We start from the raw sequence: 25,647 nt of genomic DNA, 5'->3' as shown, positions 1-25,647 counted from the left end.
CTGTTCATTCATAAACCTCCAAGAGAAGATTCAGGCAAGCTCTGTCCTCCGTCGATAATAATCGTTTGTCCCGTGATGAAGCCAGCCTCCTTGGGGGCAAGAAATGCAGCTGCATGTCCCATTTCTTCAACAGTTCCAAACCGCTTCATTGGAATTGCCGGAAGCATGGTTTCAATGTATCCTGGGAATGTTTGAATCAGTTCAGTCATTGTATTACCGGGCAGGATTGCATTGATTGTAATACCAAATGGAGCTAACTCAAGCGCTGCACTGCGAATAAAACCGAGTTGGGCTGCCTTACTGGCACCGTAATGCGACCATCCTACAAATCCAGTCACCGGCCCCATAATCGAAGATGTTAGCACCACCCTTCCATATTCAGCTTCTTTTAAGAACGGCAGACAAGCCTGAATAGAAAATAAAGCTCCACTTACATTAGTATTCATCATATTATCCCAATCTTCAGCAACCATTTCTTCAATTGTAACCATAGGGCCAATACCTGCATTAGCACATAACACATCAATGCCGCCAAAGGCCTCAGATACTGACTGAGCCATCATTTCCATAGAAGATCGATCCGTGACGTCACCTCTAAAGCCTTGTGCATATCCGCCGGATGCTCTAATTTCGGCAGCGCAGATCTCGGCCTCATCCAGATTCCGAGAAATAATGGCTACTTTAGCCCCCTTTTGGGCAAAGACTGTAGCGATCCCTTTACCGATCCCCTTACTGGAACCAGTTACAATAACCGACTTGTTTTTGAGCGTGAAATTAACCTTTTTTTGGTATATATGAAGGATCGTGAATATTCAAAGGAAACACAGAAAGGTGGCCACGAGAACATTGCTACGACTCAAATATATACGCATGTGATGGATGAAGTTAAGGAACGCGCCATGAATAAAATACGACCGGCCATCCCCTTTATAATAAACAAAGAGGAGCCATAAGTCGCCTCCTCTTTGCCCCGATTTCCCGGAACTCTTCTATATACTCAACCTCTGCTGGAGAATGACCGCCAGTTCTTCAACGGTATCCCAAACGATTGGACGGATCTCCTGGATTTTTACAGGAAGCTTATCGGCATCGCTGCTGTTCACGGTACATATCAGAGGGATGTTCAAACCGAGCGCATATCCCGCCGCAAAATACACTTCAGGAGCTTGCCCCGTTAAATCCGCTATAATCAGTTTACTGTCCGCTATCATTTCCAAGGAATACTTTTCACTGTTCTGCGTTTTCGCATGTGTAAGCAAGCGCGGCAGATAACCGTGCTGCTCGATTTTAGGCAACAGCCTAGCCAGCCATTCCGTACGCAAATCCTCCTCATTCGAGATAAGAACGGAGCATGGCTTTAAGTTTTTTCTTTCGGCGGCGGCTTCGCTCCATCCTGTTTCGGTTAACTGAAAGGTTAACCCTTCCCTGGTGAGCAAATGCTCGTTTCTCAGCTTATCAATGATATATACCAGTTCTTGCTGATTGGGAGAATACGTCAGGTTATAGTTGCTGGAGAGCGGATGAATGACAACCGGTTCCCCCGGAGCGCTGGAATGTCTATACAAATACTGGAGCAACCGTTTTCCTTTGTCTTCAATGGTCACAGGAATGTCGGGAGAATTTGCAATGGATTCCAAATCGTCGATAGATAGAGTAACCTTTTCATTACCATCCGTTTGCTCCCGGATATAGGCCGATACTATATGAAACAAGCTGCGTTTCTTTTGGTACGGGAACGAATTTATAGCATCATAACTGTCGATCAGCAGGCTATAAAACCCGTCGGGTGAACAGCTACAGCCCATGTATCTATCGTAGTCGCCCTCCTGTTTAGTGAAGACAATCTTATCACAGAATAAACAGCGTTTCTTCCTCATGACAACTCATCACCTCTTATGGATTGCTCTCCTCCTACCTTACCAAGATTTTTTGGAAAAATAGACAAGAAAATATTTCCGCTAACGGCCATTCTTGAATAATTTTCCTCTTTTGTCAAACAATAATATTCAGGTCATATAGGAGGCTGATGTTTCATGTGTCAACGTTTTTCCATGGCGGCTGAGCTGGCGGAGGTTCAGGAGCATTTTCAGATCGAACGGGTGATGTACTACTATAAAAACCGCTACAACATTAGCCCAACGCAGCAAATGCCGGTCGTGCTGCAGCAGCGTGGGGAGCGGATTCTGGATGAGTTCCGTTGGGGATTCATTCCCTACTGGGGAAAAGATGCGATCAACGCGGATCTCAGAAACGTGCAGCGGAATCCAACTTACCGCAGAATGGTGGATAAGCAGCGGTGCATTATCCCGTGCAACGGATTTTACTATTGGAAAAATGAAGGCAAGAAGTCATATGCGGTACGGGTCGTCATGAAAAACCGCGCCATGTTCGGGGTGGCCGGTTTATACGAAATCTGGCGGGATACGCGCGGGGAACCGCTCCGCACCTGCACCCTGGTCATGACGGAAGCCAACCCGTTGATCGGGGAATTTGAGGGCCGAATGCCGGCGATTCTCTCCCCGGAGAACATGACCCGGTGGCTGGATGAGGAGACGTACGATCTGGATGCGCTAGATCCGATTCTGCGGCCCTATGCGGCAGAAGAAATGCAAGCGTATGCGGTAACGCCGCTGATTGACATCGAGGGGCACGACACGGCCGAATGCATTCAGGAGATGGATCTGGAGCGGGCGTGGGTAAAACGATGATTTTTCCGGCGCACGGAGCATAGTGTCCCCGTGGCCGGTTTTTTTTAAAATGTACAAAAATTAGTTTCCTTTAGTGAGCATTCGCATGTCGATGGCGCCCTGCCGTCTCGCCCTTTTTGAAAACCGCACGTTCGATCCATACCTTCAACTGTGCAAAAGCATAGACAACAGTGAAGGAGCATGCTACTGTCGTCAGAAAAACCAAGAGCACAGCCGAGAAGAAGGGAAGCGCGTCGAGCAAACCGCCGAACAGGCGCAGCACAATGGTCAAAATGAACACGTTCGCCGTAAATGCCCGGTACGCATAAGTAGAAAGCCATTTATAATACGGAAGCGAACGGGAACCCAGGCGAAGCAAATGTCTGGCCAGCATGTAGATCAGGAAGATGATGACCAGGCTGTACAAAGTCATGGACGGCTTCAAATAAATCAGGTTGCCGAATGACATGCCGTTGAATCCAAAGCCGAAGAACTCCTGGTTTGTCCATATAAGCAGCAACAGCGCCGCCGGAATAAGCAGGAACTGGATCCGCCGGAGCACTCCGTCGAACCGATCCTTATAAACCCAGGCAATTCCGCCCAACAGGGCATAAATAAAGTAGCTGACAAAAAAGCGGTCCAGGTAACGCAGGTTGATTTCGTAGGCGCCATGGAATACATAGCTATCGTAGAACCACAGCCAGGCCCCAAAGACAATGAAGCTCACAAGCAGCGTTGGGATGACTCGCGAAGGCTTGGACAGAAACTTGTAGCAAACATAGATAATAACGGGCATCAACACCTGGAACTGCAGCATCATAACCGTGTACCAGTATTGCGGCGATGAATTGCCGACCACATAGGATTCGACCAGCGTCCAGAAGGAAGTGACGGATCGGTTCACCTGCAGGTCGGGGAAAATTATCAAGCTGGCGGTCGCCCAGAGAAAATACGGGATAACGAGCTCGCTGAATTTTTCCTTGTAAAAATGGGCCGGTTTCGTATGTTGATTCCCTTTCACCATGCCGTATACGATGGCAAAAATAAAGACAGGCGCCGTGTACTTCACCAAGTTATATAGGACGCCAAGTAAGGCCATGTCCATCTCGTTATGGGCATGTTTCAGAAACACCCCCAGCACGCTCTGCATAATCGCGCCGCAGACGGCAAACACCTTTAAAATATCACTTTCATTGATATGGATATTTTGCTCCGCTTTTTTTTCCATAAAATACACTTCACCCTCATTTCCAAGGATTGCGGACGAGCTTGGGGCCTGATGGACAACGCAGCACCACCGTGCTGGTCCGCTTGTCGATAATTTCGCGCAGGACATAAGCTCCGTCCTTCGTTTCCAGTTGGATATCGATGCGGACCTCCAACTGATCCAGCTTCCGCAGCAGGTTTGCGGCTTCCGCATAATCCATGGCTTCCGGACGGTCAATCACAAGGTCGAGATCGCTGGTGACTTTCAAAGACGGACAACCCGTCGCCATTTCAAAACCCGCGCTACCCGCCGGGCCCCAACGCCAGTCCGCCAATAGCTCTGCCACCTTGTCCATGACCCGGATCACGGGCAGCTCTCGTCTCTCCGCAGACACGGCGTTCCACATCCGGCGCTCGGCAATCTCATAGGGAGTCACAATCCGTCCTGCCCCCTCCGGAGCAAGCAGCGCGGCTTCCCGCTGGTTCCGCTCCGTTCCTCGAATGCCTACGGGAATGCGGCCATCCGCCGGCGGTTTGGCCCGCCGGACCACCACATAAGGGGCACGCCTCAGCGAGGCGGCGGCCCATTCCTTGTCTTCATTCATAGAGAGACAGCTCAAATCGGCAACCTCGATCAAATCGTGAGGCCGGACCGCCATTACCATTGTTCGGACAACGCCTTGCGAACCTTAAGCGTTGCCGCGCGTCCGCCGGCCAAAGCTTCTTTGGTCTCCAGGCGGAAGCTGAGATCGCGGGGGGCGTCTTTCGTGCTGTCGATCGCTTCGGAAATGGTCTGTTCCACGGTTGCCACGTCGCCGCTTTGCGGATCGTCCGCCTGGATGCCGGACAACAGCCGATATAGCGGTCCTAATGTACTGTAGCTGCGAACGTCATAAGCCATGGCTGGAACCTTCTTGGTGGCTTCATCCAGTTCGGCGATGGTCCGCTTCGTGATCCGCGCCGCGGAAGCCTTGGACATGGCCTGAATATTGATTTTGTCGTCGTCCAAGGCGATCAGCCGGTTCGATTGAAGCCCATGGGCGAGGAAACCGCCGGAAATCGCATTGCCGACGATGACGCCGATCACGGGATGGCCCTGCAGTCTGGCCGTCGCGTATGCGTCCGCGCTTGCCGCGAGCGCAAGGCTGATCCCGACCATCTCTTCCTTATAGCCATAGGCCTGGCTGGGAACGTCGATCACGGCGATAATCGGGCGTTTGACCTCACTGTGCTCGTCCTGAAGAATGGCGTCTCTGACGATCTGAGCCACCGTCCACCCTTCCATCATCCCAACTTCGCCTTTTCTAACGCGCGGGAAACGGTTTTCGGCATCCGGAACGATGGAAATATATCTGCACAATTGTCCATTTTTCTCCACGTCAGCCGCTAGCACCGTAGGTACGTCGCTAACCGGATGGGTTATGCCCGTAAGCTGAGAGAACCAGCGGTATCCTCTGCCATCGCTAGCGTCGGCCGCCCCTTCTTTGGCCAGCGGTATGGGCTGCTTGACCGGCTGTTGCTGCTTGTAAAATTCACGGTAACGCTCGGGTGTCCACGTCTCGGTTGGATCAAGAGCTTTAAGCAAGGTCAGATAGAAATCGATTTGCTCGGTTTTGGCCGGTTTGACCGGCGCACCCAGCGCAGCGTCGACCGCCTCGATCACCGCGTCGGTGGTATCTTCCACCACATCATCGATCAATCCGGTATGCAGCCGCTGATTTGCTCCGATGGTGTTCCAGATCAACGCTTTGTCACTGGAATCGAACTCCATCACGCCCGCTTCCTGTTCGATGACTTCCGGGCCGTTCAGGCCGAGGCGGGCTTTTTTTGTGGCGATCAAGGTTGTGAACAGCTCGGCCGTAATGGACATGCCTCCGAACGCCCCCACGCGGCCGGGGATCAGCCCCACCACAGGAACGTATTTGCGCAGGGTAACGACCTGGGCGCCGATTTCCGAAATCGCCAGCAGCCCGTAGTTCGCTTCCTGCAGCCGAACGCCGCCCGTATCGAAGATCATGATCGGATACAGGGGGTTTCCCTTTTTATTCTCTTCCAGCGCCAGTTCCAGCGCGCCGGAGATTTTCGCTCCGCTGACTTCACCGATGCCCCCGCCTTGAAAAGCACCTTCCATCGAGATGATCAGGACTTTCCGCTTGCGGATTTCCCCGGCGGCCAAAATGATCCCGTCATCGCTCTGCGGGACGATTCCCTGCGGCTCAAGATGCGGAGATTGCAATTTGTCCAGCGGTCCAAGCAGTTCCCGGAAGGTTCCTTCATCCAGCAGCGCTTTGGCGCGATCGCGTCCGTTCAGTTCCACAAAACTATTCAGCATATTCGAGCACCTCCAAAACTTGCGTAAATCTTAACATCACTACACCCGGAGTTGCTCCAAAATCATGAACCGTAAAATTGGCGGTAATCGGATAACGGTTGAAAAAGCGGGTCAGCACGTTCTGCCAAACCTGTCCGAAACCATCGCTGCCGGTCAAAATACTGATGTTGGATGTTTGCCCCTCCACCGGCTCCACGATGATCTCCAAATCCCCCGAACCGACCACTCCGATGTGCGCGGCCTTGCGGATCGGCTGCGAAGTTTGGTATTGAAACTGTAATTTTTCCATCCTTAAGGAACACCTCCATGAAATATGTTAATCGACAAGAAACAAGGTTGCGGCGAGCAAATCGGCGCTGCCTCCGGGAGAGAGCCGCTTTGAGCGGCAATACTCGGACAGGCGGCGGAACAGCTTTCGGCCCGTCCGGGTTCTAAAGCCGTCCGCGGCCAGAAATGCACCGGACATCCGTTTGACCGCCAGAAGATCCGGCCAATCACCGCGGTGCAGGATGCAGGTGTCGTCCACCGCCGCCATCAAGGCCAGCAGCGCCTCGATGCGGGCTTCCTCCTCCGTCTTCCCGCAAGCTCTGGCCCGCAGTAAGGCCGGCAGCGCCGCTTCCCGGATATGGGGAAAGCCGAGCTGCGCTTCTTCCGCAGCTCCCATCACCGCATACTTCCGCTTGACCGCCTGCCCATGGGTGCGCTGTTCCGGGCGAAACCGGTCAGGGAACGAAGCGATGGTCCCGGCTACGTCCATGATCCGCTGCGGATCCCGCTCCTCCGGGAAGGCGGCTCGTGCGCTGGTAAGGAGGCCCAAGGCCCAAATCGCGCCTTTATGCGTGTTGACGCCGTTTGTGGCAGCGAGCATCGCTTTCTCGCCTTCCCGCCCGATGAAAGCGATTTGTTCGCGTAAAGACTGGTCCACCGGACGAAGGTAGGAGACCTGGGCGATTTCCCGGAATGTTCCTTCCAGAGCCTTCGCTGATTTCAGCATAAGCTCGAGAGACATATCCGTATGGGAACCGTTGTCTCTGGCATCCACAAGCCCTGGCTTGGGCGTAAGCAAGGCCTCGTCCACGAGCGCCTTCACGGCTTTGCCGGCCAAGGCCGCCCCGAACGCCGCGTGAGTTGCCGCCAGCATGGCTTTAAGACCAGCTGCGGAATTTAGCCGGCGGCTCATACAGCCCGTCCGACCAATCCACAAGGTCGTTGATCGTCTGCGCCGCCAGCAGCGAACGTTTAGCTTGTCTGCGCATGATGCCGAGATCCTCCGGATAGGCTACAATGCCTCTGTCGCGCAACCCACGCACATCGCTTTCGCTGCTCTCCATGCCCAGGGGCGATACGCCGGCAATTGCCGCGAGCGCCTGCTTTCTTTCCTCGACGCTGTCCGTTTTGTAGAGGTAAGCGATGCCTTCCTCGGTGACGACGTGGGTGACATCGTCGCCGTAAATCATGATTGGCGTAACCGCGAGGCCGGATTCGTCCTTCACCTTGACGGCGTCAAGTGAATCCACGAATACCGGCTTCTTGTTGGCGCCATAGGTTTCCACCATCTGCACGACCAGCTTGCGGCCTTTGGCGAGCTCATGCGGGCGTTCGATCATGTCGAGCCATGCCTTTGTCGCATGCCGGCGTCCACGGGGATCGTGGCCCATGTTCGGCGCGCCGCCGAAGCCGGACAGTCTGCCGGAGGTCACGGTGGACGAGTTGCCCAGCGGATCGATCTGCAGCGTCGAGCCGATGAACATGTCCACGGCGAATTGTCCCGCCACCTGGCCCATTGCCCGGTTGGAGCGCATCGTGCCGTCCTTGCCGACGAAAAATACATCAGAACGGGCCGCGATATATTTTTCCATGCCGACCTCGCCGCCGAAGCTGTGGATGCTTTCCACCCAGCCGGATTCGATTGCCGGAATCAGGGTCGGGTGAGGATTCAAGGCCCAATGCTTGGCAATTTTGCCCTTCAACCCGAGCTCTTCACCATAGGTTGGCAGCAGCAGCTCAATCGCCGCGGTATTAAAACCGATGCCATGGTTCAGCGACTGTACGTGATGTTTACCGTAAATGCCTTTGATCGCCATCATTCCCATTAGAATATGCAGCTCCGTGATGTTTTGCGGGTCGCGGGTAAACAGCGCCTCCAGCGCATAAGGCTTGTCGGCTTTGACGATCACGTCCACCCAGGAGGCCGGAATATCCGTTCTCGGCAGCTCATCCACGATTTCGTTGACCTGCACGATGACGATACCGTCCTTGAAAGCCGCCGCTTCCACGATCGTCGGGGTTTCTTCTGTGTTGAAGCCGGTATAAAGGTTGCCCTCGCGGTCCGCTTTGTCCGCCGCCACCAGCACAACGTCCGGAATCAGGTCGATGAACAGGCGGCCGAACAATTCCAAATACGTATGGATGTCGCCAAGCTTCAGCGTTCCATCCTCGATCATTTGCGCAACGCGCAGGCTTTGCGAGCCGCTGTAGGAGAAATCCAACTTCCCGGCGATGCCTTTTTCGAAAATATCCAGGTGCTCGGGTCTGGAAATGCTGGACATGATCATATGCAGGTCATGCACCTTGCCGGGATCGACTTCCAGCAGCTTCTGGGACAGAAAGGACGCCTGCTTTTGGTTATCCCCCTCCAGAACGACCCTGGCGCCCGGTTCAATCAGCGCCTCCAGGATATCGACGATCCGGGAGGACTCGACGTATTTTCCGTTCAGCCACTTCTCTACCTTATTTAATTTTTCCCGTTTTTTATCGCGTTTTTGTGACCAGGAACGCAGCACTTTGCTCATTCTTCTTGCTCCTTCCATTTTCTAATCAGATATTCGGCCGCTTCCAGACCAACCTCGTCCACGGCAATCTGCCGGGTGTCATGGTGGGCCTGCTTGACGAGGCGGGAAAGCGTGTGGCCCGGAGGCATTTCGATAAAGCAGTCGGCTCCGGATTCGGCGCAGACGGCCGCCATATCGATCCAGCGCACGGGGTAAGCTACGTTTAGGGCCAGATCCTCGGCGATTTTGTCTTTCGCCCTGAGCATTCTCCCCGTATGGTTCGCCAAATAAGGGATCGCAGCTTCCTGCAAAGGAAAGGTCCGTACCAGCTCCAATAACTGCTCGGATATACCTGACATCAAAGGGCAGTGCGATGGAATCGGCACCTTCAACAGCGCAGTTTTACTTGCCCCCAGCGCTTTCGCCTGCCGAAAAGCCTGCTGAATCCCTTCCAATGAGCCGGAAAGGACGATTTGCTGTTCGGCGTTCATATTGGAGAGATAGACAGGCGCCACCTCGCTGTGGGAGCGATCCACGGCTTGCTGAACTTCCGCTTTGGTAAGCCCGATGATGACACCCATTCCGTAACCTTCAGGGTAAGCAGCTTCCATTAGCTTGGCCCGGCGCCACACGAGCCGAAGCGCATCCTCGAACGAGAGGACTCCGGCAATGACCGCGGCGGGAAAAGCGCCGATGGAGTGCCCGGCCACAAATTGAGGGCGGATGCCCCGCTCGATTAGCCGGTATGCGAACGCAGTCTCCTTTACGAAAAGCCCCGCCTGAATCCAGACCGTCGAGTCCATCGCGACTTCATCATCTCGCAAGGGGGTCCCTACTATCTTTGCTGCCTTTTTCACATACTCTGGCACATCCTGCAGCATACCGGGAGTTTGCGCCCCTTGACCGGGAAAAGCAAATACGATGTTCAGAATCTCACCACCTTTAGCGGATTCGACTTCGTTACACTGTTTATTGTAAGAAGCCCGTAAAAAACTGTAAAATACATATATACATATATAATTGATAACCTTCCGGTTATAAGCGATAGTTCAAAAAGTCAGCTTTTGAACACACATTTTAATGGGAGAACTCGCACTATAAAGGGGATGGATTCAGCATGGATTTTCTGCAGCTTAAATATTTTCAAGTCACCTCAAAACATGAAAATGTAACGCGGGCTGCCGACGAGCTGTTTATCTCGCAGCCTGCGCTCAGCAAAATGATTCGGAACCTGGAGACGGAATTGGGGGTGCAGTTGTTCGACCGGGAAGGCAAACATATCGTGTTGAACCAATACGGCAAAAAGTTTCTGAAACGGGTGAACCAGTCACTGTCCGCTCTGGAACAAGGCGTGTCCGAGATCAAGGAAATGCAGCAAGAAAAAATTGAGATCATCACGTTGTATGTCGCCGTAGGCTCCATGCTGCTGCCCAGTCTTGTCCAACAGTTTCGCGGCCTGTACTCGAATATCCGGTTTAACTTGACCCAGCATCCTATCCAGATCAAGAAAGAGCTGGCTTACGATTTCGCAATCATATCCGAAGAAATAGAAGGCAATGAACACACCGTTCTGCTTGAGGAGGAAATATTACTCGGCGTGCCTTCGGTTCATCCGCTCAGTTCCCTTGATTCCGTATCTCTAAAAGACCTGGAGCATGAGAAGTTCATCAGTCTGACGACGAGCCATCCGCTGCGAAGAACGACCGACCGCTTCTTCGCGCAACTGCCGTACGAACCCGACATCGTCTTTGAAAGCGATGATCCGGCCACGGTGCGAGGACTGATCCAGACGGGCATCGGCGTCTCCTTCATTCCTTCCATCCTGTGGAGCAAGGTCGTTACCGAAGACATTAAGCTGCTTCACATTAGTGAGCCCCGGTGCAAGCGCACCATCTATTTGTCCTGGCCCGCCGGGCAGCGGCTGACCGACACGGAGAATTCGTTTTTCGAGTTCATCCTGCAATTCTTCCGGAATATCGGCTCGAGCCTTGGAGAATAGGCTTTCCATAAGGAGAAATAAAATGCGGCAGCCTCGGACAAGAAAAAAGCCCTAGACTGCCGCTATATTATTGAACTTATCTTTTATTAAACCAAACTTAACTCCCGCTTTAAACGGTCCAATTGCAGGAGATGATGCCGGTAATGCATCTCGATCAGCAGAAACCACTCCTTGGCGTTTAACGGGCCGAATCCGGGATGCGGCATCTTGTTTCGTTCGGGCGCCTGGCCCAACACAGGTTCCGTGTGTTTCATCCGCTCCACCACACCACGCAGCCCTTCCGACAACTGCTGCTTGCTCTCCGGCTGCTGCGGGGTGTATTGCGGCGAAGCCGGGACCCGAACCCGAATGGGCGGAAAGCTTCCCAGTTCGAATGCCGCCCGGCCTCGCTCCGTTTTTTCCCCTGTGTGGACCAAACTCGCTTCGCTTTCGGCCAAACATTGGTCGATATGGCTCAGATGCATATATTGCGCCGATTGAATCAAATGCATATACATTTGCCCGATGGACCATTCCTCCTCATTCGTTTTTTTAAGCAGCTGCTCCATATCAAGCTTTTCCAATTCGCTCAAATACCCTTCCACCGTTGCTTCAAACGCCTGCAGTGCCTCAGCCGTACTTCTCATCACTAAAACCAACTCCTCTTCAATCATGGATATACTCCCATTATAAAAAGACGCTACTGACAACAGCGTGTCAGTAGCGTTTTAAAATTTTTTCGGCCTCTTCCCGAATCCGGCGGCGGAGGGAATCCGGTTCCAGCACCTCCACCTCCCCGCCCCATCCGAGCACATATGGCAGCAGCTCCTCCAACTGCCGGACGCGAAAGGTGACCCGCAGTCCGTCCTCCCGCTCCTCAGTCTCTTCTACATAAAAATTAACGGTCTCGGCGATATTGTCGGCGATATTGGGGTTCACCCGAACCAGCACCTGCAGGTTACGGTCATTCGGCGGGCGGTAACGGCTTAGATTAAACCCGGGCGGCATGGAAAAACGCTCTTCCAACACGGCAAGCTCCTTCATCCGCGACAAACGGAAATGGCGGATATCCTGCCGCAGGTCGCAGCGCGCGATCAAAACCCAATTCCCCTGTACGAGCGTCAGCCCATATGGAGCGGCCTCCCGCCTGCTCTCCCTGCCCCCGTCCGCTTCCGGGATTTTTTTCAGATACGTAAAGCTTAATTTACGCCGCTCCAAAATCGCCCGCCGTACTTGGCCGAGATAGTCTTTCTCCTTCCGTCCGGTTACCGGTTCGCCGGCACGAAGGAGCCGCATCGTCTCCCGTACGCGCGCTGACTCACCGCGCACCGGCTCCGGCAGAATCGCTTCGATTTTGCGCCTGGCTGCTTTGGCCACGCTGCTGTAATCGCCATCCAGCCTCTGCTCGATAAAATCCGTTCCCATAAGCAAAGCCACGGCCTCTTCCGCCGTAAAGCCGACCGGTGGCAGGAAATATCCTTCCATTAAGGAGTATCCCTGCCCGGGAGCCCCGACTATCGGAACCCCCGCTTCGCTTAAGGCTTGAATGTCGCGGTATATCGTCCGTACGCTTGTCTCGAATTGAGCCGCCAAGTCTTCCGCTCTGACCACCTTGCTTCGCTGCAGTTCAAGCGTTATGGCGAGCTGCCGTTCGGTTTTGTTCATGTTCTTTTACCCTCGCCTCGAATAATTAAACGTTGTCACTAAGCATGTATTTCCAGATCGATATCATTTTGATTTAAAAACTTCAATAAATCGTTATTCAACCGCACAATTTCATTGTTTGCGCTACTCGCATAATCCGGCAGCATCATATCCTTAACCATTTTAGTCCGGAGCCATATCATAAAGAATAAATCCAAAATCAAATTAGGGAATTTAAGCACAATTTTGAGTGCAGATGGATTAATAGCAATGCCAGCTTTTTGGATTGCCTTTAAATACGTTTTTAAAGTGATTGTTATTTTATGTGCCGTTTTTCTGGTTTTAACTGTTTTTTCATCAATGATCTTATCTTCAGAATGTAAAACACTAAGCATGGCAATGTCCGATACTGAATGTGTGATTAGATAAGCTTTCATATCCTTATTAATTGCGTAGGGAAGTTTTGCTGTTTCAAATAATTTTGCGAGGTTTTCTGCACGTTCTGTCACTAAACCATTAATTTCTCCAAACATAGTAGCCACTAGAACCTTTGGTGGAAACCGGGCATACAAAATTCCATCTTTAATCTGTCCGCCGGCACCGGGGAAAGCTGGTAAAAGCCGATCTCCAACCATATCCAGCCACGAAGAAAATCCAATTGAATTGCTGATCATCGTAACAATATTTTTGCTTTGATTGTCTTTTAATGCTAACAGCGCTGATTCGGATCGATCGTAACGAACTGTAACGAAAATAAAATCATATACATCATCATTTTCAAGCGTATCAATGACATTTACTTTTATAGATTTAACCGCACCTTTTGCATAATATTGAAGGCCATTTTCTTTCAATGTTGTAAATCTATTAGAACGCGCAAACAGAGTGACGTCAATTCCTGCTTCAATGAATTTGATTGCGTATGCGCAGCCTATAACACCTGCACCAAAAATTAAAACTCTATTTTGTTTTGCTGACATAAACCCCCCCCCTATTTTTCAACATTTCCTTTTAATCATCAGACAACATGTTGTATAATGTGATCATAGATCTTTATTATTCCTTTATCAACCATCAGTTTTTCATTATTTGTCGGATGATATTCATGTTGGAATAGGGGTATAAAATGAAAAAGCAGCCGGAAACAACGGAGAAAACAAAACAAATCTTTATAGATGTTTTTTGTGAGTTATATCGCCAAAAGCCGATTGAAAAAATCTCCATTCAAGAGCTTGCGAATAAGTCAGGTTATAACCGCAGTACATTTTATCAATACTTTTCTGATATTTATGAACTGTTAGAATATGTTGAAAATAATTTATTGAACTACATAAAAGAAGAATTGGCGAATAAAGAGTTATCTATGCACACGGTCCAAAATGCGCTCCATTGTTTGGACAAAAGGGAGTATCTCTCGATTCTCAGTGCCCTCCTGGGCGATTATGGAAGCACTCGGTTTTTAAATCGCTTAAAAAGGGAAATCGCTTTGGATAGATTGGAATTAAACATTCCGCAAAACCAGTCCATAACGCCGTACTTGATTGAGTTTTACCTCTCAACATCCCTTTCTTTATTTCGTCTTTGGCTCCAGCGACAAAAGGATTTATCATCAGAAGAATTTTTCAAGTTAGTGGACAACCTGTATACAAAGGGGATTACGCCTTATTCTAAATAATAAACCTACCATTCAACAAAGATAAACGAACCTCAGGCGCTAATGCGCCGAGTTCGTCCATCTTTGTTCAGGCAACCTCTTTCATTATTAATTGAAGCCGCCGTTTACGCGAATCGTCTGTCCCGTAATCCACCGGGCTTTGTCGCTGGCGAGCAGCTCGATTGCATTCGCGATGTCCTCCGGTTCGCCAAGCCGACCAAACGCGTTCATGCGGCGATACGAATCAATCTGCTCATCCGATTTGCCGTTTAAAAATAACTCGGTCGATACTTGCCCCGGCGCAATGCAATTAATGGTGATGTCTTTCGGACCGAACTCTTTTGCCAATTGGCGGGTCAACTGCTCGACCGCTCCTTTGGTTGCCGCGTATACGCTGTACGTCGGAAGCATCGCGCCTGACACGGAGGTCGAGAAGTTGATGATCGTCCCGCCTTTCTCCATATGCTTCATCGCTTGCCCGCAGGCAAAATAAGTCCCTTTCACGTTAACGGCAAAATGCCGGTCAAACATCTCCTCCGTTACATCCTCTATTGCTCTGCACTCCATGATTCCGGCATTATTGACGAGAATGTCCACGCGCCCGAATTTCTCAAGCGTTCCGGAAAATAATGCTTCGACTTCGCTTACGTTGCCGACGTTAGCCCGGATGGCGATGGCTGCCCCGCCGGAATGCTCTATCGATTTTACGACCTCGTCCGCTTTCTCGGGATTCGAGGAATAATTGACAACCACTTTCGCTCCGAATTGGGCCAACTGGATGGCTATTTGCTTTCCAATCCCCCTAGACGCGCCGGTGACGATGGCGACTTTTCCATTCAATGTCATTCCCAATCTCTCCTTTTTTGAATTTAGGCTGAAGCGATGACCGCCGGATTTGACCTTGCAAGTTCATTATAATTTGAACCTGTATGAACCCGTTAGAACATACCTGTTCGATTCTTGCCTAATTCTCTTCGGTCTCGTTATTATAGAAGCAGATTATGTTATATTTTCCGGAAGGAGTCCTTAGCCATGGACCAAACGAATGAATCACAACGCATGGAGCAAGCTTTGCAGCAAATGGCGAGCTTGATCCTGCGCCATGCTCCGCTTAACGAAACGCATCATACGGCCGTGCCTTCTTTGGCGCTCATGCATACCACCCGGCTGTCGGAACCGCTGGAGTCGGTGTATAAACCATCCATTTGCGTTGTGGCGCAAGGAGCGAAAACGGCCATGCTGGCCGAAGAAATCTACCGTTACGATCCTTCCTATTATTTGGTCACCTCCGTCGAACTGCCCATCGTTGGCAAAATCATTGAAGCTTCGCCCGAGGTCCCTTATCTCAGCTTGAAGCTGGGCTTCGATGTCGACGTTATTCTGGATATCGTGAAAGAGATGAACCTTCCGGTGGCCACTCCCGCTGAAGCCCGCGGCATAACCGTAAACCAAACGTCCGCCGCGTTACTGGAAGCCCTTGTGCGTCTCTTGCAGTTGCTGGATACGCCTATGGACATTCCGATCCTGGCTCCGCTCATTACCCGCGAAATTTTGTATCGGGTGCTGCAAAGCGAGCAAGGCGCACTCATCCAACAATTCGCGATTATCGGCAGCCATGCGTACAACATCGCGCAGGCGATCCAGGTGATTAACCGGCAATACAACCGTCCGCTCCTGATGGAGGAACTGGCAAAGTCCGTAAACATGAGCACATCGGCGTTTCATAAACATTTCAAGCGCGTTACGGCGATGAGCCCTTTGCAATACCAGAAAACGGTGCGTTTACAAGAAGCGCGGCGCTTGATGTTGACGGAAGCGATGCAGGCCTCCGACGCTGCTTTCCACGTTGGCTACGAAAGCCCGTCTCAGTTCAGCCGGGAATATGCCCGGATGTATGGACGTCCCCCGATGATGGATGTTCAGGAACTTCGCGGTTCATTAACGGACTCCAATGTGCTTAGTTAAATCGAGGCCCGCTCGATGTCCGAGGGGGAGGTACAGTAAGCGGTATCCAACCTGCCAGCATCGCTCCCCCATCGGGATGGTTGCTGGCAGTAAGCTCACCCCCATGCCGCCTGACAATTCTTTGTGAAATGGTCAGCCCTAATCCGCTGCCTCCCGTGGAACGGCTTCGAGATGTTTCCCCGCGATATAGAGGTTCGAAAACGCGCCCCAGTTCCTCCAATGAGAAGCCTGGCCCCGTATCACGGATCGTAAACCATACTTTATCTCCCTCTTGATCACTTTGAACAACAATTTCACCGCCATTAGGGGTATGTCTGACGGCATTATCCAACAGATTGTTTATGGCGCGCTCCAAAAGGTGCGCGTCACCGTTAATCAACAAATCGTCCGCAGCACGGTTAGAGATCGAGATCTGTTTCTGCCGGGCCAGCGGGCTCAGACTGTCCATCGACTTCTGGAGTAGAAGTTTAAAATCAACCGTTTTGTTGTTCAGTTCCGTCTCCAAATACTCCATCTTTGTAAAGGTGAACAGGTCCTCGACGAGACGGTCCAATTGCGCCGATTTTTCCTTGCAAACCGCTAAGTATTTTGCCATTTTCTCCGGCGAATCCGCAATGCCTTGCTCCAAACCGTCCAAATAGCCGCGTAACGCGAACAACGGTGTCCGTAAATCATGTGCGACCGCGGAAATCACGAATCGGCGTTCTTCTTCCAATTCCACTTGTTTCCGGTACGACTGCTGCAGCCCATTTACCATCACTGCAAAGCCGTCGCGGACTTCAGCGATTTCCGTGATCTTGGACCGGGGTAACTGCACATCCCAATCTCCTGCGGCAATTTGCCGGGCTGCATTACCCATCTTCTCGAGCGGCTTAAGCAGGAACCTCCGCATTTCAACAGCAATAATAAAGAAAGCTAATAAAAATCCGGCAAACGCTGAAATCATTTGAACGGTATTTGACTTAGGCAGGTAAATGACCACTCTTCCCAGCAAATGGCCGTCCTCGATGATGGAAAACCGTTCCGTTGACCGCAGAGAGCCGCGGCGCTCCGGATTGGACCGGTAAATCTCCTGATCCGACGCAGAAAAAATGTCTGCATCCATATTCGCTTTCCGCAGCTCTCCATGCAACTGCTTTTGCCAAGCGGAATCCTTCCACTTGTCCGAACCGCTTTCAATCTGCTGAGTGATCCCGGTTAATTGTGCTTGCAGCGCTTTATTTTGCAGCCCGCTGTTGGAGATGCTAAACGTTTTGGTTTCCATAAAGTGAGCTGTGAGAAAAAAGATCCACGGCAATGACAGGATAAACAAGAAGCAAAGCAAAGTAAACGTACGGATGCGAAGTGTTCTCATTTTATCCTCCCTCAAAGCGATACCCTATTCCCCATACGTTCACCAGGTATTCCGGATGGTTCGGATCAGACTCGATTTTCTCGCGCAGCCGGCTGAGATGGACGCGAATCGTATGGCGATCGCCTACCCCGTCCCAAAATTTTGCGAGCAATTGTTCATATGTAAACACATGTCTCGGGTGCTCGGCGAATAGTCGCAACAGGTCATATTCCTTTGGCGTCAGCACGACGTCCTTCCCATCTGCCAGCACTTCTCTGGTGGACAAGTTTAACTTGATGCGGCCGTAATCGAGGATGCTTCCGTCCATTTGCCGGCCCGAAGCGGTTCGCCGCAATACGGCTTTGACCCTGGCCACGATCTCTCCGGGCGAAGCGGTTTTGACGATATAGTCATCGCCGCCGAGCGTCAGGCCGCGAATCTTGTCCACATCATCGCTGCGCGCGCTAAGGAACAGGATCGGCACGTTGCTCTCCGCCCGAATCCGGCGGCATAACTCAAATCCATTTTGCCCCGGCATCATGATGTCAAGCACGATACAATCGATGGAATTTTGCTCGAACAAAGCCCATGCTTCAGCGGCGTCACCCGCGGTGACCACTTGAAAATGATCGTTCTCCAAAAAGTCCCTTAATAGTTCAACGATACTGCGGTCGTCGTCAACAACGAGGATCGTATGTAATGCGCTCATGAATATCCCACCTTCACCCCCTAGTTTATCATTTTTTGTGAAAGAGCTGACAACTCTCTATGTTTTGTGATGGTTTGTTTATTGTTTTGTGACCTTTTTGCAGCTTGGTTTGAGATATTCGTTTGTTATGATTGGAATTACTTTGAACTAGGAGGATTTACTGATGCTAACCGTGCAAATTGTGTTGTTTGACGGCTTCGACCTGTTGGATGCCATCGCACCTTACGAGGTGTTTAACGCCGCTGGCATGCATGCCGAAAACGCGGTGAGCGTAGAGTTCGTCACCGCCGAAGGGCCAAGATCCGTGACCAGTGGTGTCAACGGGTTAAAAATTGAAGCCAGCGGCCGGCTTAATCCGCAGCAGGCGGGGATCATTCTCGTGCCTGGCGCGGCGGGGGATGTCGAAGGAGACAGCCCTGATTCGATCCCGGCCATTTTGAGCAGAACGGCGCAAACGGAATTGACCGGACTGATGGAGCAAGCCTTTAGGCAACAAGACATCATCGTCGCCACCGTATGCGGCGGTTCCCTGCTGCTGGCCATGGGAGGGCTGCTGGAAGGCAGACAAGCGGTAACCCACCATATGGGCATGGATGTACTTGGCGCAACCGGAGCGATTCCTGTCCACGCACGTGTGGTGGATGACGGCAACCTCGTTTCCGGCGGCGGCGTAACTTCCGGACTCGATGTAGCGCTGTATCTGGTGGAACGTGAGCTTGGACCTCGTATCGCCCACGCGGTAGAGCAGTTGTTCGAATTTGAACGGAGGGGGACGGTCTGGAAAGAAACCGGACTGGCGCCCGGTGGACAGAAGCAAAAGGCGGCCGGCGAACCAAACGACGCGGCGGACAAAGCGAAAGCGGCTTATGCCGCTGGAGATAACCAAATCACCCAGGCATCCGTCTTCGACGGGGACTGGGATGCGATGATCGCTACACCTGTGGGGAAAATGCAGATAAAGCTCTCCATCTCAACAAGCAGCGGAGTAATCCAAGGTAACGCAATTCAAGGGGATGAGACAGTCCCGTTTTTGGACCCCCTTCTGCAGGGCAACAAACTTACCTGGTCGCTGCGAATCACAAAACCGATGCGCTTAAATCTAAAATTCGAAGCCGTCGTAGACGGAGATGACATGATCGGTGTCGCCAAAGCCGGCATGCTGCCGTCATCCAAACTAAGCGGAAAGCGGGCTTCTTGAGCCGGGGGATCACATGAACAAACGCAAAACATTATACGGAATTCTGGCCGTGATCGGCACCCTGTTTATCATTCACACCTTGGTGAAAAACTATTGGATCGATCCGGGAGCCACGGAATTTTTAAGCCATAAAACCGGTTTGAAACGCGAGCTTAATCTTCCCGTTTGGTTAAACGTGATGTATGTTCACGTTGCTTTTGCCTGCATCGCCATGGCGGCGGGACTGCTCAACTTCTCCAAGCGAATCTTTGAAAAAAGCCGCAGGTTTCATCGCATTAACGGCTACGTTTACATCGTGTCCGTACTGCTTGTCGTGTTGACTTCCGGATACATGGCGCCTTACGCTACTGGCGGTAGAATCGGCAGCATGGGATTTAATGCGCTGAATCTGATCTGGCTGTTTATCACGATGATGGCGCTCGTCCAAATCAAAAGAAAACAGATTGATCGGCACCGGAACTGGATGATCCGAAGCTACGCCTTTTGTTTTACGAATATGCTGATTCATCTCATCACCACCCTTTTTCATCATGGGGTTGGTCTCGTTTACGCAACCAGCTACACCATTGGCGTTTATGGCTCCATCGTGCTGCTGCTGATCATTCCCGGCATTATCATTAGAATGAATCGCTAGGGTTTATTTTGTGGATGATCCGTAATCCGTGATTGTAAATTGGATATCAAAGATTACCGGCGTTTGACTGAACACGTCGTCCCAATGGTCCTCCACCTTTTTCCAGTATTTCGGTTGCTGAATTTTTAGCTTTTCACCAAATCCGGCCACTTCAACTTTGTATTTTGACTGCATTTTTTGCAATGTTGTCTCAAGCATTTGGGACAACTTTTTTTCGAATATCTTCTTCACCTTCTCCTGATATTCGATTTTGGACGGATCCTCCGAAACATCCCAATTTTCGATGATCCGTCCTTCCGATTCGATCTTTACATGAAACGAAAGCTGGTTTTCCCGTACCTTAGAGGTTATTTGGCTCTTCATGGATTCAACCTCATACGTGATCGGTTCATTTCGCCAGTCATAGCTTTTAATAGCTCCGCCTTGTACTTCGCCTTTGATCCAGGAAATGCTCTCCACATCCGTTTGGTCCAGCGAACCGATCCATCTGCCGGTCTCCCCTTTTATAATACCCGCTCCCGAAAATTCCGTCTCGCCATCGCCCGCCACCACCTCCTGCAGGATAAAGCTCCGCTTGGAGCCTAACAAACCATCCAGTTTAGTTAGAATAACCGCCTCCATGATTTTGCCGGTTCTAAAGTGACCGCGCAGCAGGTCCTTCAGCTTGAATGCCGGGATTTCGCCGGGCTGCCCCGCTTCAAACGTATCCCGTGCCAGCCCTTGGCTGAGCAGGACAATACAGCTTGGACGAATATCGTTATCGCGAAGCACGAACTCCAGCAGTTTGTCCAGGCTTTGCTTTTGGACCAGCTCGGTGGAGATGACGATCACCTTCAGATGGTGGCCGATGACCGCACGCTCCCGGCGAAGCGAATACTGTCGCATAATCTCGAAAAGAGAGTCGCCCGTTTCCGATGTGTTCAGAAATTCAGGCCCTTCCTCTTGTTGTTTGCCGCTGCCGGAGGTTTTCATCGGAACGATCTGAACTGTGGCCGTCATCAAATTCCGCTTAGGATAACTTCCCCCTTGCTTCTCCAACTGCTGTTCAACGGCTGTCGGCTTTCCTACATCCAAAGCCAATCCGACGTACATGCTTAAATCTTCGATTTCTTTACTGCTCCAGCATCCTGTTTGCGTCACAAGCAATCCGGCGGCAACAAACAGGAACAGAATACGTCGTCTACACATGCTGCTTGAGTCCTTTCTTCCGGATGAGGAATATGACGGATAACGGCAGGGTCACCAAAACGAACACAATGACGCTCATGATTCCGTTTGCTCCGCCAAGTCCAAGTAAGTCGTTGATGCTTTTGGGCAAGAGCGCGAATATAAAAATCACCGGCATTAGCGCAAATAAGACAGCAGGGAACTTAATGCGGAAAACTTTCGATACGCCTAGGGAGGCGACGAAAAAATTGCTGGTGAAATTGCAAAACATCTGCATGATCCAGATCACCAGAAACGGAAACTCAAATCGTTCGAAAAACAATCCGCTGATTTCAAAGCTGCGCAGAAGATCAAGCGTCGGCCAGGTGCTTCTTAGCACCGCGTCGACCGACATGCAGCCCACAACCATCACGAACGTGCCAAGGTACAGGGCAATCGGAATGCTCATCCCGGCCAGCAGCATTTTGACCGCTTTCTCGGGCTGCTGCAGATGTCCGACCAGAATCAGCACGACTTCGAAGCCCGCAAAACTGAGCAGTGTTGATTTCAAACCCGCAATTACAGGGGGCAAGCCTTCCCCGAGCAATGGACGCAAATTATCGATGTTGAACAGTCTCAGGCTGAGAAACAGGCTTAGCACCAAAACTAGAATACTTATAGGGAAAATAATTTGGAACAATCGGGCAATGCAGTTGATTCCTCCGGATGCCAAATAGGCCGCCACCCATATAAAAGGAATGATAATGGCCCAAATGGGGGTGTCCTCGAGCAAATAAAATATCGTCACCTCCCCCAATATGCGGATCTCAAAAACGGCCATCATCATAAAGTAAACGATCAGCAGCGCAGACAAAATACTGCCCGGGATGGTGCCAGCGATTTTTCGGGAGAATTCAAAAACCGTGTTCCCCGGAAACTGCTGGCTCAATTTTATCATGATGAACACCACCAGCAACGCAAGGACGCTGGCCAGCATAACGGATAACCAGGCGTCCGGGGTTTGTACTTCTTCGGTCGCGCTCCTGGGCAAAGTCAGAATGCCGGCCCCCAGAATACTGTCGGTCAAAAATACAACCGCTTGCGATGCCGTTATTTTGTCATCAGAGCGTGTGAACACAAGGGCCCCTCCTGATTTTTCCAGTTTAGGATCTGCGCTGCTTACGGGTCGTCTTTAGCATCGCGGGTCTGCGCTTCATTAACGTCAGGGGCGCGCGAATGAACAAATCCTTCCAGTCGCGGAGCCTGAGCGGCGACACAGGAGTTACATAAGGCACCCCAAAGCTTTCCAGCTTGGTTAGATGGCTGCAAAGCAGCAGGAAGAAAAGGATCGTTCCGAAGATCCCCAGCACAGCGGCAAAAAACATCCCCACAAAACGCAAAATTCGGAGCGTAATCCCCGCGCTGTACATCGGGATCGAAAACGAGGCGATGGCGGTGACCGAGACGACAATGACCAGAAACGGGCTGACAATTCCTGCCTGAACCGCCGCCTCCCCGATGATCAGGCCGCCGACGATGCCCATCGCGGAGCCAATCGGCCGGGGCAGCCTGACCCCCGCTTCGCGCAAAATTTCAATCGAGACTTCCAGGATCAAAATTTCGATGAGCGATGGAAAGGGAACCCGCTGACGCGTCTCAATAATCGTGATGGCCAATTCGGTCGGAATCAGCCCGGGGTGAAAAGATATAAATGAAATATACAGCGAAGGAATCATCAGGGACATAAACGCGGTAAAAAACCGCAACAACCTCAACAGCGATCCGCCCATCCACCGCTCATAGTAATCTTCCGGAGACTGCAGCAGCATGCTGAAGGTCACCGGAACAATGAGCGCAAACGGCGTTCCATCCAGGAGCAGTGCGATTCTTCCTTCCATCAGGGCACTCATGACCCGGTCCGGCCGCTCCGTATTTTGCGCCTGCTGAAAAGGGCTTAGCATATCATCTTCGATCAGCTGCTCGACATAACCGGACTCGGCGATATAATCCAGATTTATGTTGGCGATCCGTCTCTCTACTTCCTGCAGCAAATCGGGGTTCACAATCGTTTTCATGTAGGCGAGCGCCAGGTCTTTTTTAACGACGCTGCCGACGGTGTATTTTTTAATTTCCAGCTGTTCCGTTCGTCCCTGGCGCCGAAGCAATGACGTGTTATCGCTCAATTGTTCAGTAAACCCCACCCTTGGCCCGCGCAGCAGCGCTTCCGAGGTGGGCTCCTCGATAGATCTGGTTTTTCCCTTTGGGGCACCCACAAGCAAAGCTTGAGGCATCCCCTTCACCAGCAAGGCCGTATGTCCCGTCAAGATCGCTTCGTTAAGGCGCCGGGTCTCTGTCACTTCGGTAATTTCGCTAATCGGCAACATTTTTTCCTTAAAGTATGCAGCAAGTTCTTCAGGAGGACGTTTGGGTTTTTGTTCGGCATCTTGAGCGGCGTCTGACATCAATACCTGCAAAACCTGGCTATCGATCAGCTGTTCCTCCTGCATCCCGTCAATGTAGATCAACACCGCCCGCGAGCCAAATGGCGTGATCTCGTATTCACGAAAATGCACGTCGTCATTGCCGCCGATCGTCTCTTTGATAGACTTGAGATCGGCTTCATAATCTCCGGATAATGACGGGCCGGAGCTTTCCCGGGGTGATGGCGAACCGCCGGCGGGCGCTGCCCCGCTCCCGCTCCCGTCCCCGGACTGGTTTTGCGACCCCGTTACGACCGAGCGTAGCCAGCGGTGCAAAGCATACATGATGATAGGAATCAGCAAGGTGAACCCCGCCTGCACAAAGACCGTCCAGTCAGGGATATAAGCTGCGATTTTGGACCACACAAGAAACACCCTTAGAAAAATGGTTTTCTTTAATCTGCCCAGAAATTAGAAGTTAGATGCACACCAGCCAGATGGTCGAAAATAAAAAAACTGCCCGGTCAGGCAGTGTGCGCAAAAACGCCATGCTTATGTTTTACGCCAGATTCAAATCATCAAGCTGTTCGGAGCTTAGCCGGATATCCAGCGCGCCCAAATTTTCTTCCAATTGAACGGAATCGCTCACGGCAACAAGGGGTAAGGCCGCCGGAGCGTTTTGCAGCAACCAAGCAAGCACAATTTGATTTGGCGTGTGTCCCGTCTCTTTCGCCAGCTTCCTTAACGCCTGCAATCTGTTCAATTGTTCTTCGTTCCGGTAACCGTCGGGAAGCTCGGCATTCTCCTTGTCATACAAACCGCCAAGCAGCGGCGAATACGCGAGAAGCATAATATCTTTATTCTCCTTGCAGTATGCAAGCATATCGTCATCCATACTGACTTGCAAACCAAAATCCGCATCCTTTCGCGGTCGCAAGTAAGTATGCCGTTGCTGGATACAACCATAGGATGCCCAGCCGTTGGCTTTGGAGACCGCCATGGCCTCGCGGAGCCGGGGCAGCCGGTAGTTGCTGCAGCCAATCGCCCTAACCTTGCCTGATTTGACCAAGCGATCAAACGCTTCCAAGGTTTCCTCCAACTCAGTGCCGGTATCGTCAATATGCGCGTAGTACAAATCCACGTAGTCGGTTCCCAGCCGCTGCAGGCTTTCGTCTATCGCCTTTTCAATCGCTTTGCGGCCCAGGCCTTCGATTTGATCGAATCCCGCGCCCGGGAACCTGGGCTTCGCGCCCACCTTGGTGGCCACGACCATTCGGCTTCTGTTTTTCCTTTCCTTCAACCACCCGCCAAGCAGCGACTCGCTTTCGCCGCCGGTACATCCCTCGTTCCAGAAAGCGTAGTTGTTGGCCGTATCCAGAAAATTGCCTCCGGCGTCGACGTAACGATCCAGCAAACGAAAAGAAGTTTTTTTATCCGTTTTGGAGCCAAAATTGAGACAGCCCAAGCTAAATACGCTGACCTCGATTCCGGCGGTGCCTAATGAATGTTGTTGCATGCTTCATCCTCCTTGTTAATCCTGCTCAAGTTTAGTCTCCGCTTCCCAGGATCGATAGTAATCGATTTTATCCCGCAGCATGTTCAGAGTTTGCCAAATCGTTTGGAGCTCGGCATGCAGCTTCTGCTCGTGCTTCTCCAGCATTTCTCTGCGTGCCGGAATGCCCGCGTTTCCCAGCCGCATGAACTCGGCGAATTGCTTCATCTGCGCAATCGGCATGCCCGTAGCCCGGAGCCTTGCGAGCAATACGATCCATTCGAAATCGTACTCCCGATAAAGCCGATGTCCATTCTTGGCACGTGGTATCGGGTCCATAAGGCCGATCCGCTCATAATATCGCAGTGTATGTACGCTTAGACCAGTGAACTCGGCAGCCTGTTGAATCGTCAACTCTTTCCCTGTCATCAGTAACCCCTCCTGTCAAGTAGTCTACAAGTTTGAGCGCGCTCTAAGT

27 protein-coding genes are annotated in these 25,647 nt (G+C 51.5%); 7 read left to right on the top strand and 20 right to left on the bottom strand.

Annotation, left to right across the window (positions count from 1 at the left end):
* Positions 1-8: 8 nt before the first annotated feature.
* Positions 9-794, bottom strand: coding sequence for a 3-oxoacyl-ACP reductase FabG (fabG, locus tag ACLD72_RS07745; RefSeq protein WP_458475713.1), 786 nt, complete (start codon positions 792-794; stop codon positions 9-11).
* Between fabG and ACLD72_RS07740 the strand changes: the two genes are divergently transcribed.
* Positions 795-953: a hypothetical protein gene (locus tag ACLD72_RS07740; protein ID WP_458475680.1), complete on the top strand. Its 159-nt coding sequence runs from the start codon at positions 795-797 to the stop codon at positions 951-953.
* Positions 954-989: 36 nt separating this feature from the next.
* On the opposite strand, the gene ACLD72_RS07735 is transcribed toward ACLD72_RS07740, so the two are convergent.
* Entirely contained in the window at positions 990-1,805 is an 816-nt protein-coding gene (locus tag ACLD72_RS07735) for a hypothetical protein (protein ID WP_458475679.1), read from the bottom strand.
* Between the two features lie 228 nt (positions 1,806-2,033).
* Between ACLD72_RS07735 and ACLD72_RS07730 the strand changes: the two genes are divergently transcribed.
* Complete coding sequence (locus ACLD72_RS07730; protein ID WP_411002674.1) at positions 2,034-2,708, top strand: SOS response-associated peptidase; 675 nt, start codon at positions 2,034-2,036, stop codon at positions 2,706-2,708.
* Between the two features lie 70 nt (positions 2,709-2,778).
* On the opposite strand, the gene ACLD72_RS07725 is transcribed toward ACLD72_RS07730, so the two are convergent.
* The 7 genes from ACLD72_RS07725 to ACLD72_RS07695 are packed head-to-tail and all read right to left on the bottom strand — an operon-like array spanning position 2,779 to position 9,820.
* Positions 2,779-3,915: an acyltransferase family protein gene (locus tag ACLD72_RS07725; RefSeq protein ID WP_411002675.1), complete on the bottom strand. Its 1,137-nt coding sequence runs from the start codon at positions 3,913-3,915 to the stop codon at positions 2,779-2,781.
* Positions 3,916-3,931: 16 nt separating this feature from the next.
* Positions 3,932-4,558, bottom strand: coding sequence for a malonate decarboxylase holo-ACP synthase (locus tag ACLD72_RS07720; RefSeq protein ID WP_411002676.1), 627 nt, complete (start codon positions 4,556-4,558; stop codon positions 3,932-3,934).
* Positions 4,552-6,225 carry a biotin-independent malonate decarboxylase subunit beta gene (mdcD, locus tag ACLD72_RS07715; RefSeq protein ID WP_411002677.1) on the bottom strand — a complete coding sequence of 558 codons (1,674 nt, stop codon included), beginning with the start codon at positions 6,223-6,225 and terminating at the stop codon, positions 4,552-4,554. Before mdcD ends, ACLD72_RS07720 begins: the two co-directional genes overlap by 7 nt.
* Positions 6,215-6,514 carry a malonate decarboxylase subunit delta gene (locus tag ACLD72_RS07710; RefSeq protein WP_411002678.1) on the bottom strand — a complete coding sequence of 100 codons (300 nt, stop codon included), beginning with the start codon at positions 6,512-6,514 and terminating at the stop codon, positions 6,215-6,217. Before ACLD72_RS07710 ends, mdcD begins: the two co-directional genes overlap by 11 nt.
* A gap of 27 nt (positions 6,515-6,541) precedes the next feature.
* Positions 6,542-7,366, bottom strand: a complete 825-nt coding sequence (locus tag ACLD72_RS07705) for a triphosphoribosyl-dephospho-CoA synthase (RefSeq protein ID WP_411002679.1) — start codon at positions 7,364-7,366, stop codon at positions 6,542-6,544.
* A 4-nt stretch (positions 7,367-7,370) separates the two neighbouring features.
* A complete protein-coding gene (gene mdcA / locus ACLD72_RS07700) occupies positions 7,371-9,017 on the bottom strand; it encodes a malonate decarboxylase subunit alpha (RefSeq protein ID WP_411002680.1) in 1,647 nt (548 codons plus the stop codon).
* The gene (locus ACLD72_RS07695) at positions 9,014-9,820 is read right to left on the bottom strand and encodes an ACP S-malonyltransferase (protein WP_458475678.1); all 807 of its coding nucleotides are present in this window, start codon (positions 9,818-9,820) and stop codon (positions 9,014-9,016) included. The genes mdcA and ACLD72_RS07695 overlap by 4 nt, the downstream gene beginning before the upstream one ends.
* 293 nt (positions 9,821-10,113) lie before the next feature.
* Here ACLD72_RS07695 and ACLD72_RS07690 point away from each other — a divergent pair, with 293 nt between their 5' ends.
* Positions 10,114-10,995 carry a LysR family transcriptional regulator gene (locus ACLD72_RS07690; RefSeq protein ID WP_411002682.1) on the top strand — a complete coding sequence of 294 codons (882 nt, stop codon included), beginning with the start codon at positions 10,114-10,116 and terminating at the stop codon, positions 10,993-10,995.
* 86 nt (positions 10,996-11,081) lie between these two features.
* Here ACLD72_RS07690 and ACLD72_RS07685 read toward each other — a convergent pair whose 3' ends face one another.
* The 3 genes from ACLD72_RS07685 to ACLD72_RS07675 form a co-directional block, all read right to left on the bottom strand.
* The gene (locus ACLD72_RS07685; RefSeq protein WP_411002745.1) at positions 11,082-11,621 is read right to left on the bottom strand and encodes a DinB family protein; all 540 of its coding nucleotides are present in this window, start codon (positions 11,619-11,621) and stop codon (positions 11,082-11,084) included.
* A 70-nt stretch (positions 11,622-11,691) separates the two neighbouring features.
* Entirely contained in the window at positions 11,692-12,639 is a 948-nt protein-coding gene (locus ACLD72_RS07680) for a helix-turn-helix transcriptional regulator (RefSeq protein WP_411002683.1), read from the bottom strand.
* 38 nt (positions 12,640-12,677) lie between these two features.
* Positions 12,678-13,598: a ketopantoate reductase family protein gene (locus tag ACLD72_RS07675; RefSeq protein WP_411002684.1), complete on the bottom strand. Its 921-nt coding sequence runs from the start codon at positions 13,596-13,598 to the stop codon at positions 12,678-12,680.
* Between the two features lie 146 nt (positions 13,599-13,744).
* On the opposite strand from ACLD72_RS07675, the gene ACLD72_RS07670 reads away from it, so the two are divergent.
* Entirely contained in the window at positions 13,745-14,293 is a 549-nt protein-coding gene (locus ACLD72_RS07670) for a TetR/AcrR family transcriptional regulator (protein WP_411002685.1), read from the top strand.
* An 87-nt stretch (positions 14,294-14,380) separates the two neighbouring features.
* Here ACLD72_RS07670 and ACLD72_RS07665 read toward each other — a convergent pair whose 3' ends face one another.
* Positions 14,381-15,118, bottom strand: coding sequence for an SDR family oxidoreductase (locus tag ACLD72_RS07665; protein WP_411002686.1), 738 nt, complete (start codon positions 15,116-15,118; stop codon positions 14,381-14,383).
* Positions 15,119-15,304: 186 nt separating this feature from the next.
* Between ACLD72_RS07665 and ACLD72_RS07660 the strand changes: the two genes are divergently transcribed.
* Entirely contained in the window at positions 15,305-16,237 is a 933-nt protein-coding gene (locus tag ACLD72_RS07660) for an AraC family transcriptional regulator N-terminal domain-containing protein (RefSeq protein WP_411002687.1), read from the top strand.
* Here the strand turns inward: ACLD72_RS07660 and ACLD72_RS07655 are convergent.
* On the bottom strand, positions 16,230-17,591 hold the full coding sequence (locus ACLD72_RS07655; RefSeq protein WP_411002688.1) for a sensor histidine kinase: 1,362 nt from the start codon (positions 17,589-17,591) through the stop codon (positions 16,230-16,232). The two genes, ACLD72_RS07660 and ACLD72_RS07655, sit on opposite strands and share 8 nt — an antisense overlap.
* A 1-nt stretch (position 17,592) precedes the next feature.
* Positions 17,593-18,279 carry a response regulator transcription factor gene (locus ACLD72_RS07650; RefSeq protein ID WP_411002689.1) on the bottom strand — a complete coding sequence of 229 codons (687 nt, stop codon included), beginning with the start codon at positions 18,277-18,279 and terminating at the stop codon, positions 17,593-17,595.
* Between the two features lie 163 nt (positions 18,280-18,442).
* Here ACLD72_RS07650 and ACLD72_RS07645 point away from each other — a divergent pair, with 163 nt between their 5' ends.
* Positions 18,443-19,477 carry a DJ-1/PfpI family protein gene (locus tag ACLD72_RS07645; RefSeq protein ID WP_411002690.1) on the top strand — a complete coding sequence of 345 codons (1,035 nt, stop codon included), beginning with the start codon at positions 18,443-18,445 and terminating at the stop codon, positions 19,475-19,477.
* Positions 19,478-19,490: 13 nt separating this feature from the next.
* Complete coding sequence (locus ACLD72_RS07640; protein WP_411002691.1) at positions 19,491-20,111, top strand: DUF2306 domain-containing protein; 621 nt, start codon at positions 19,491-19,493, stop codon at positions 20,109-20,111.
* A gap of 3 nt (positions 20,112-20,114) precedes the next feature.
* Here the strand turns inward: ACLD72_RS07640 and ACLD72_RS07635 are convergent, their stop codons facing one another.
* The 5 genes from ACLD72_RS07635 to ACLD72_RS07615 all read right to left on the bottom strand — a co-directional run bounded on the left by ACLD72_RS07635 (position 20,115) and on the right by ACLD72_RS07615 (position 25,598).
* Positions 20,115-21,299, bottom strand: coding sequence for a Ger(x)C family spore germination protein (locus ACLD72_RS07635; protein WP_411002692.1), 1,185 nt, complete (start codon positions 21,297-21,299; stop codon positions 20,115-20,117).
* A complete protein-coding gene (locus ACLD72_RS07630) occupies positions 21,292-22,395 on the bottom strand; it encodes a GerAB/ArcD/ProY family transporter (protein WP_411002693.1) in 1,104 nt (367 codons plus the stop codon). The genes ACLD72_RS07635 and ACLD72_RS07630 overlap by 8 nt, the downstream gene beginning before the upstream one ends.
* 25 nt (positions 22,396-22,420) lie before the next feature.
* Positions 22,421-24,103: a spore germination protein gene (locus ACLD72_RS07625; protein ID WP_411002694.1), complete on the bottom strand. Its 1,683-nt coding sequence runs from the start codon at positions 24,101-24,103 to the stop codon at positions 22,421-22,423.
* Between the two features lie 133 nt (positions 24,104-24,236).
* Positions 24,237-25,193: an aldo/keto reductase gene (locus ACLD72_RS07620; protein WP_411002695.1), complete on the bottom strand. Its 957-nt coding sequence runs from the start codon at positions 25,191-25,193 to the stop codon at positions 24,237-24,239.
* Between the two features lie 15 nt (positions 25,194-25,208).
* Complete coding sequence (locus ACLD72_RS07615) at positions 25,209-25,598, bottom strand: MerR family transcriptional regulator (RefSeq protein ID WP_411002696.1); 390 nt, start codon at positions 25,596-25,598, stop codon at positions 25,209-25,211.
* Positions 25,599-25,647 lie beyond the last annotated feature (49 nt).

Source organism: Paenibacillus lacisediminis (assembly GCF_046567315.2).
Note: the sequence above shows the minus strand (reverse complement) of the source record. Positions and strands in the feature narration are given on the sequence as shown.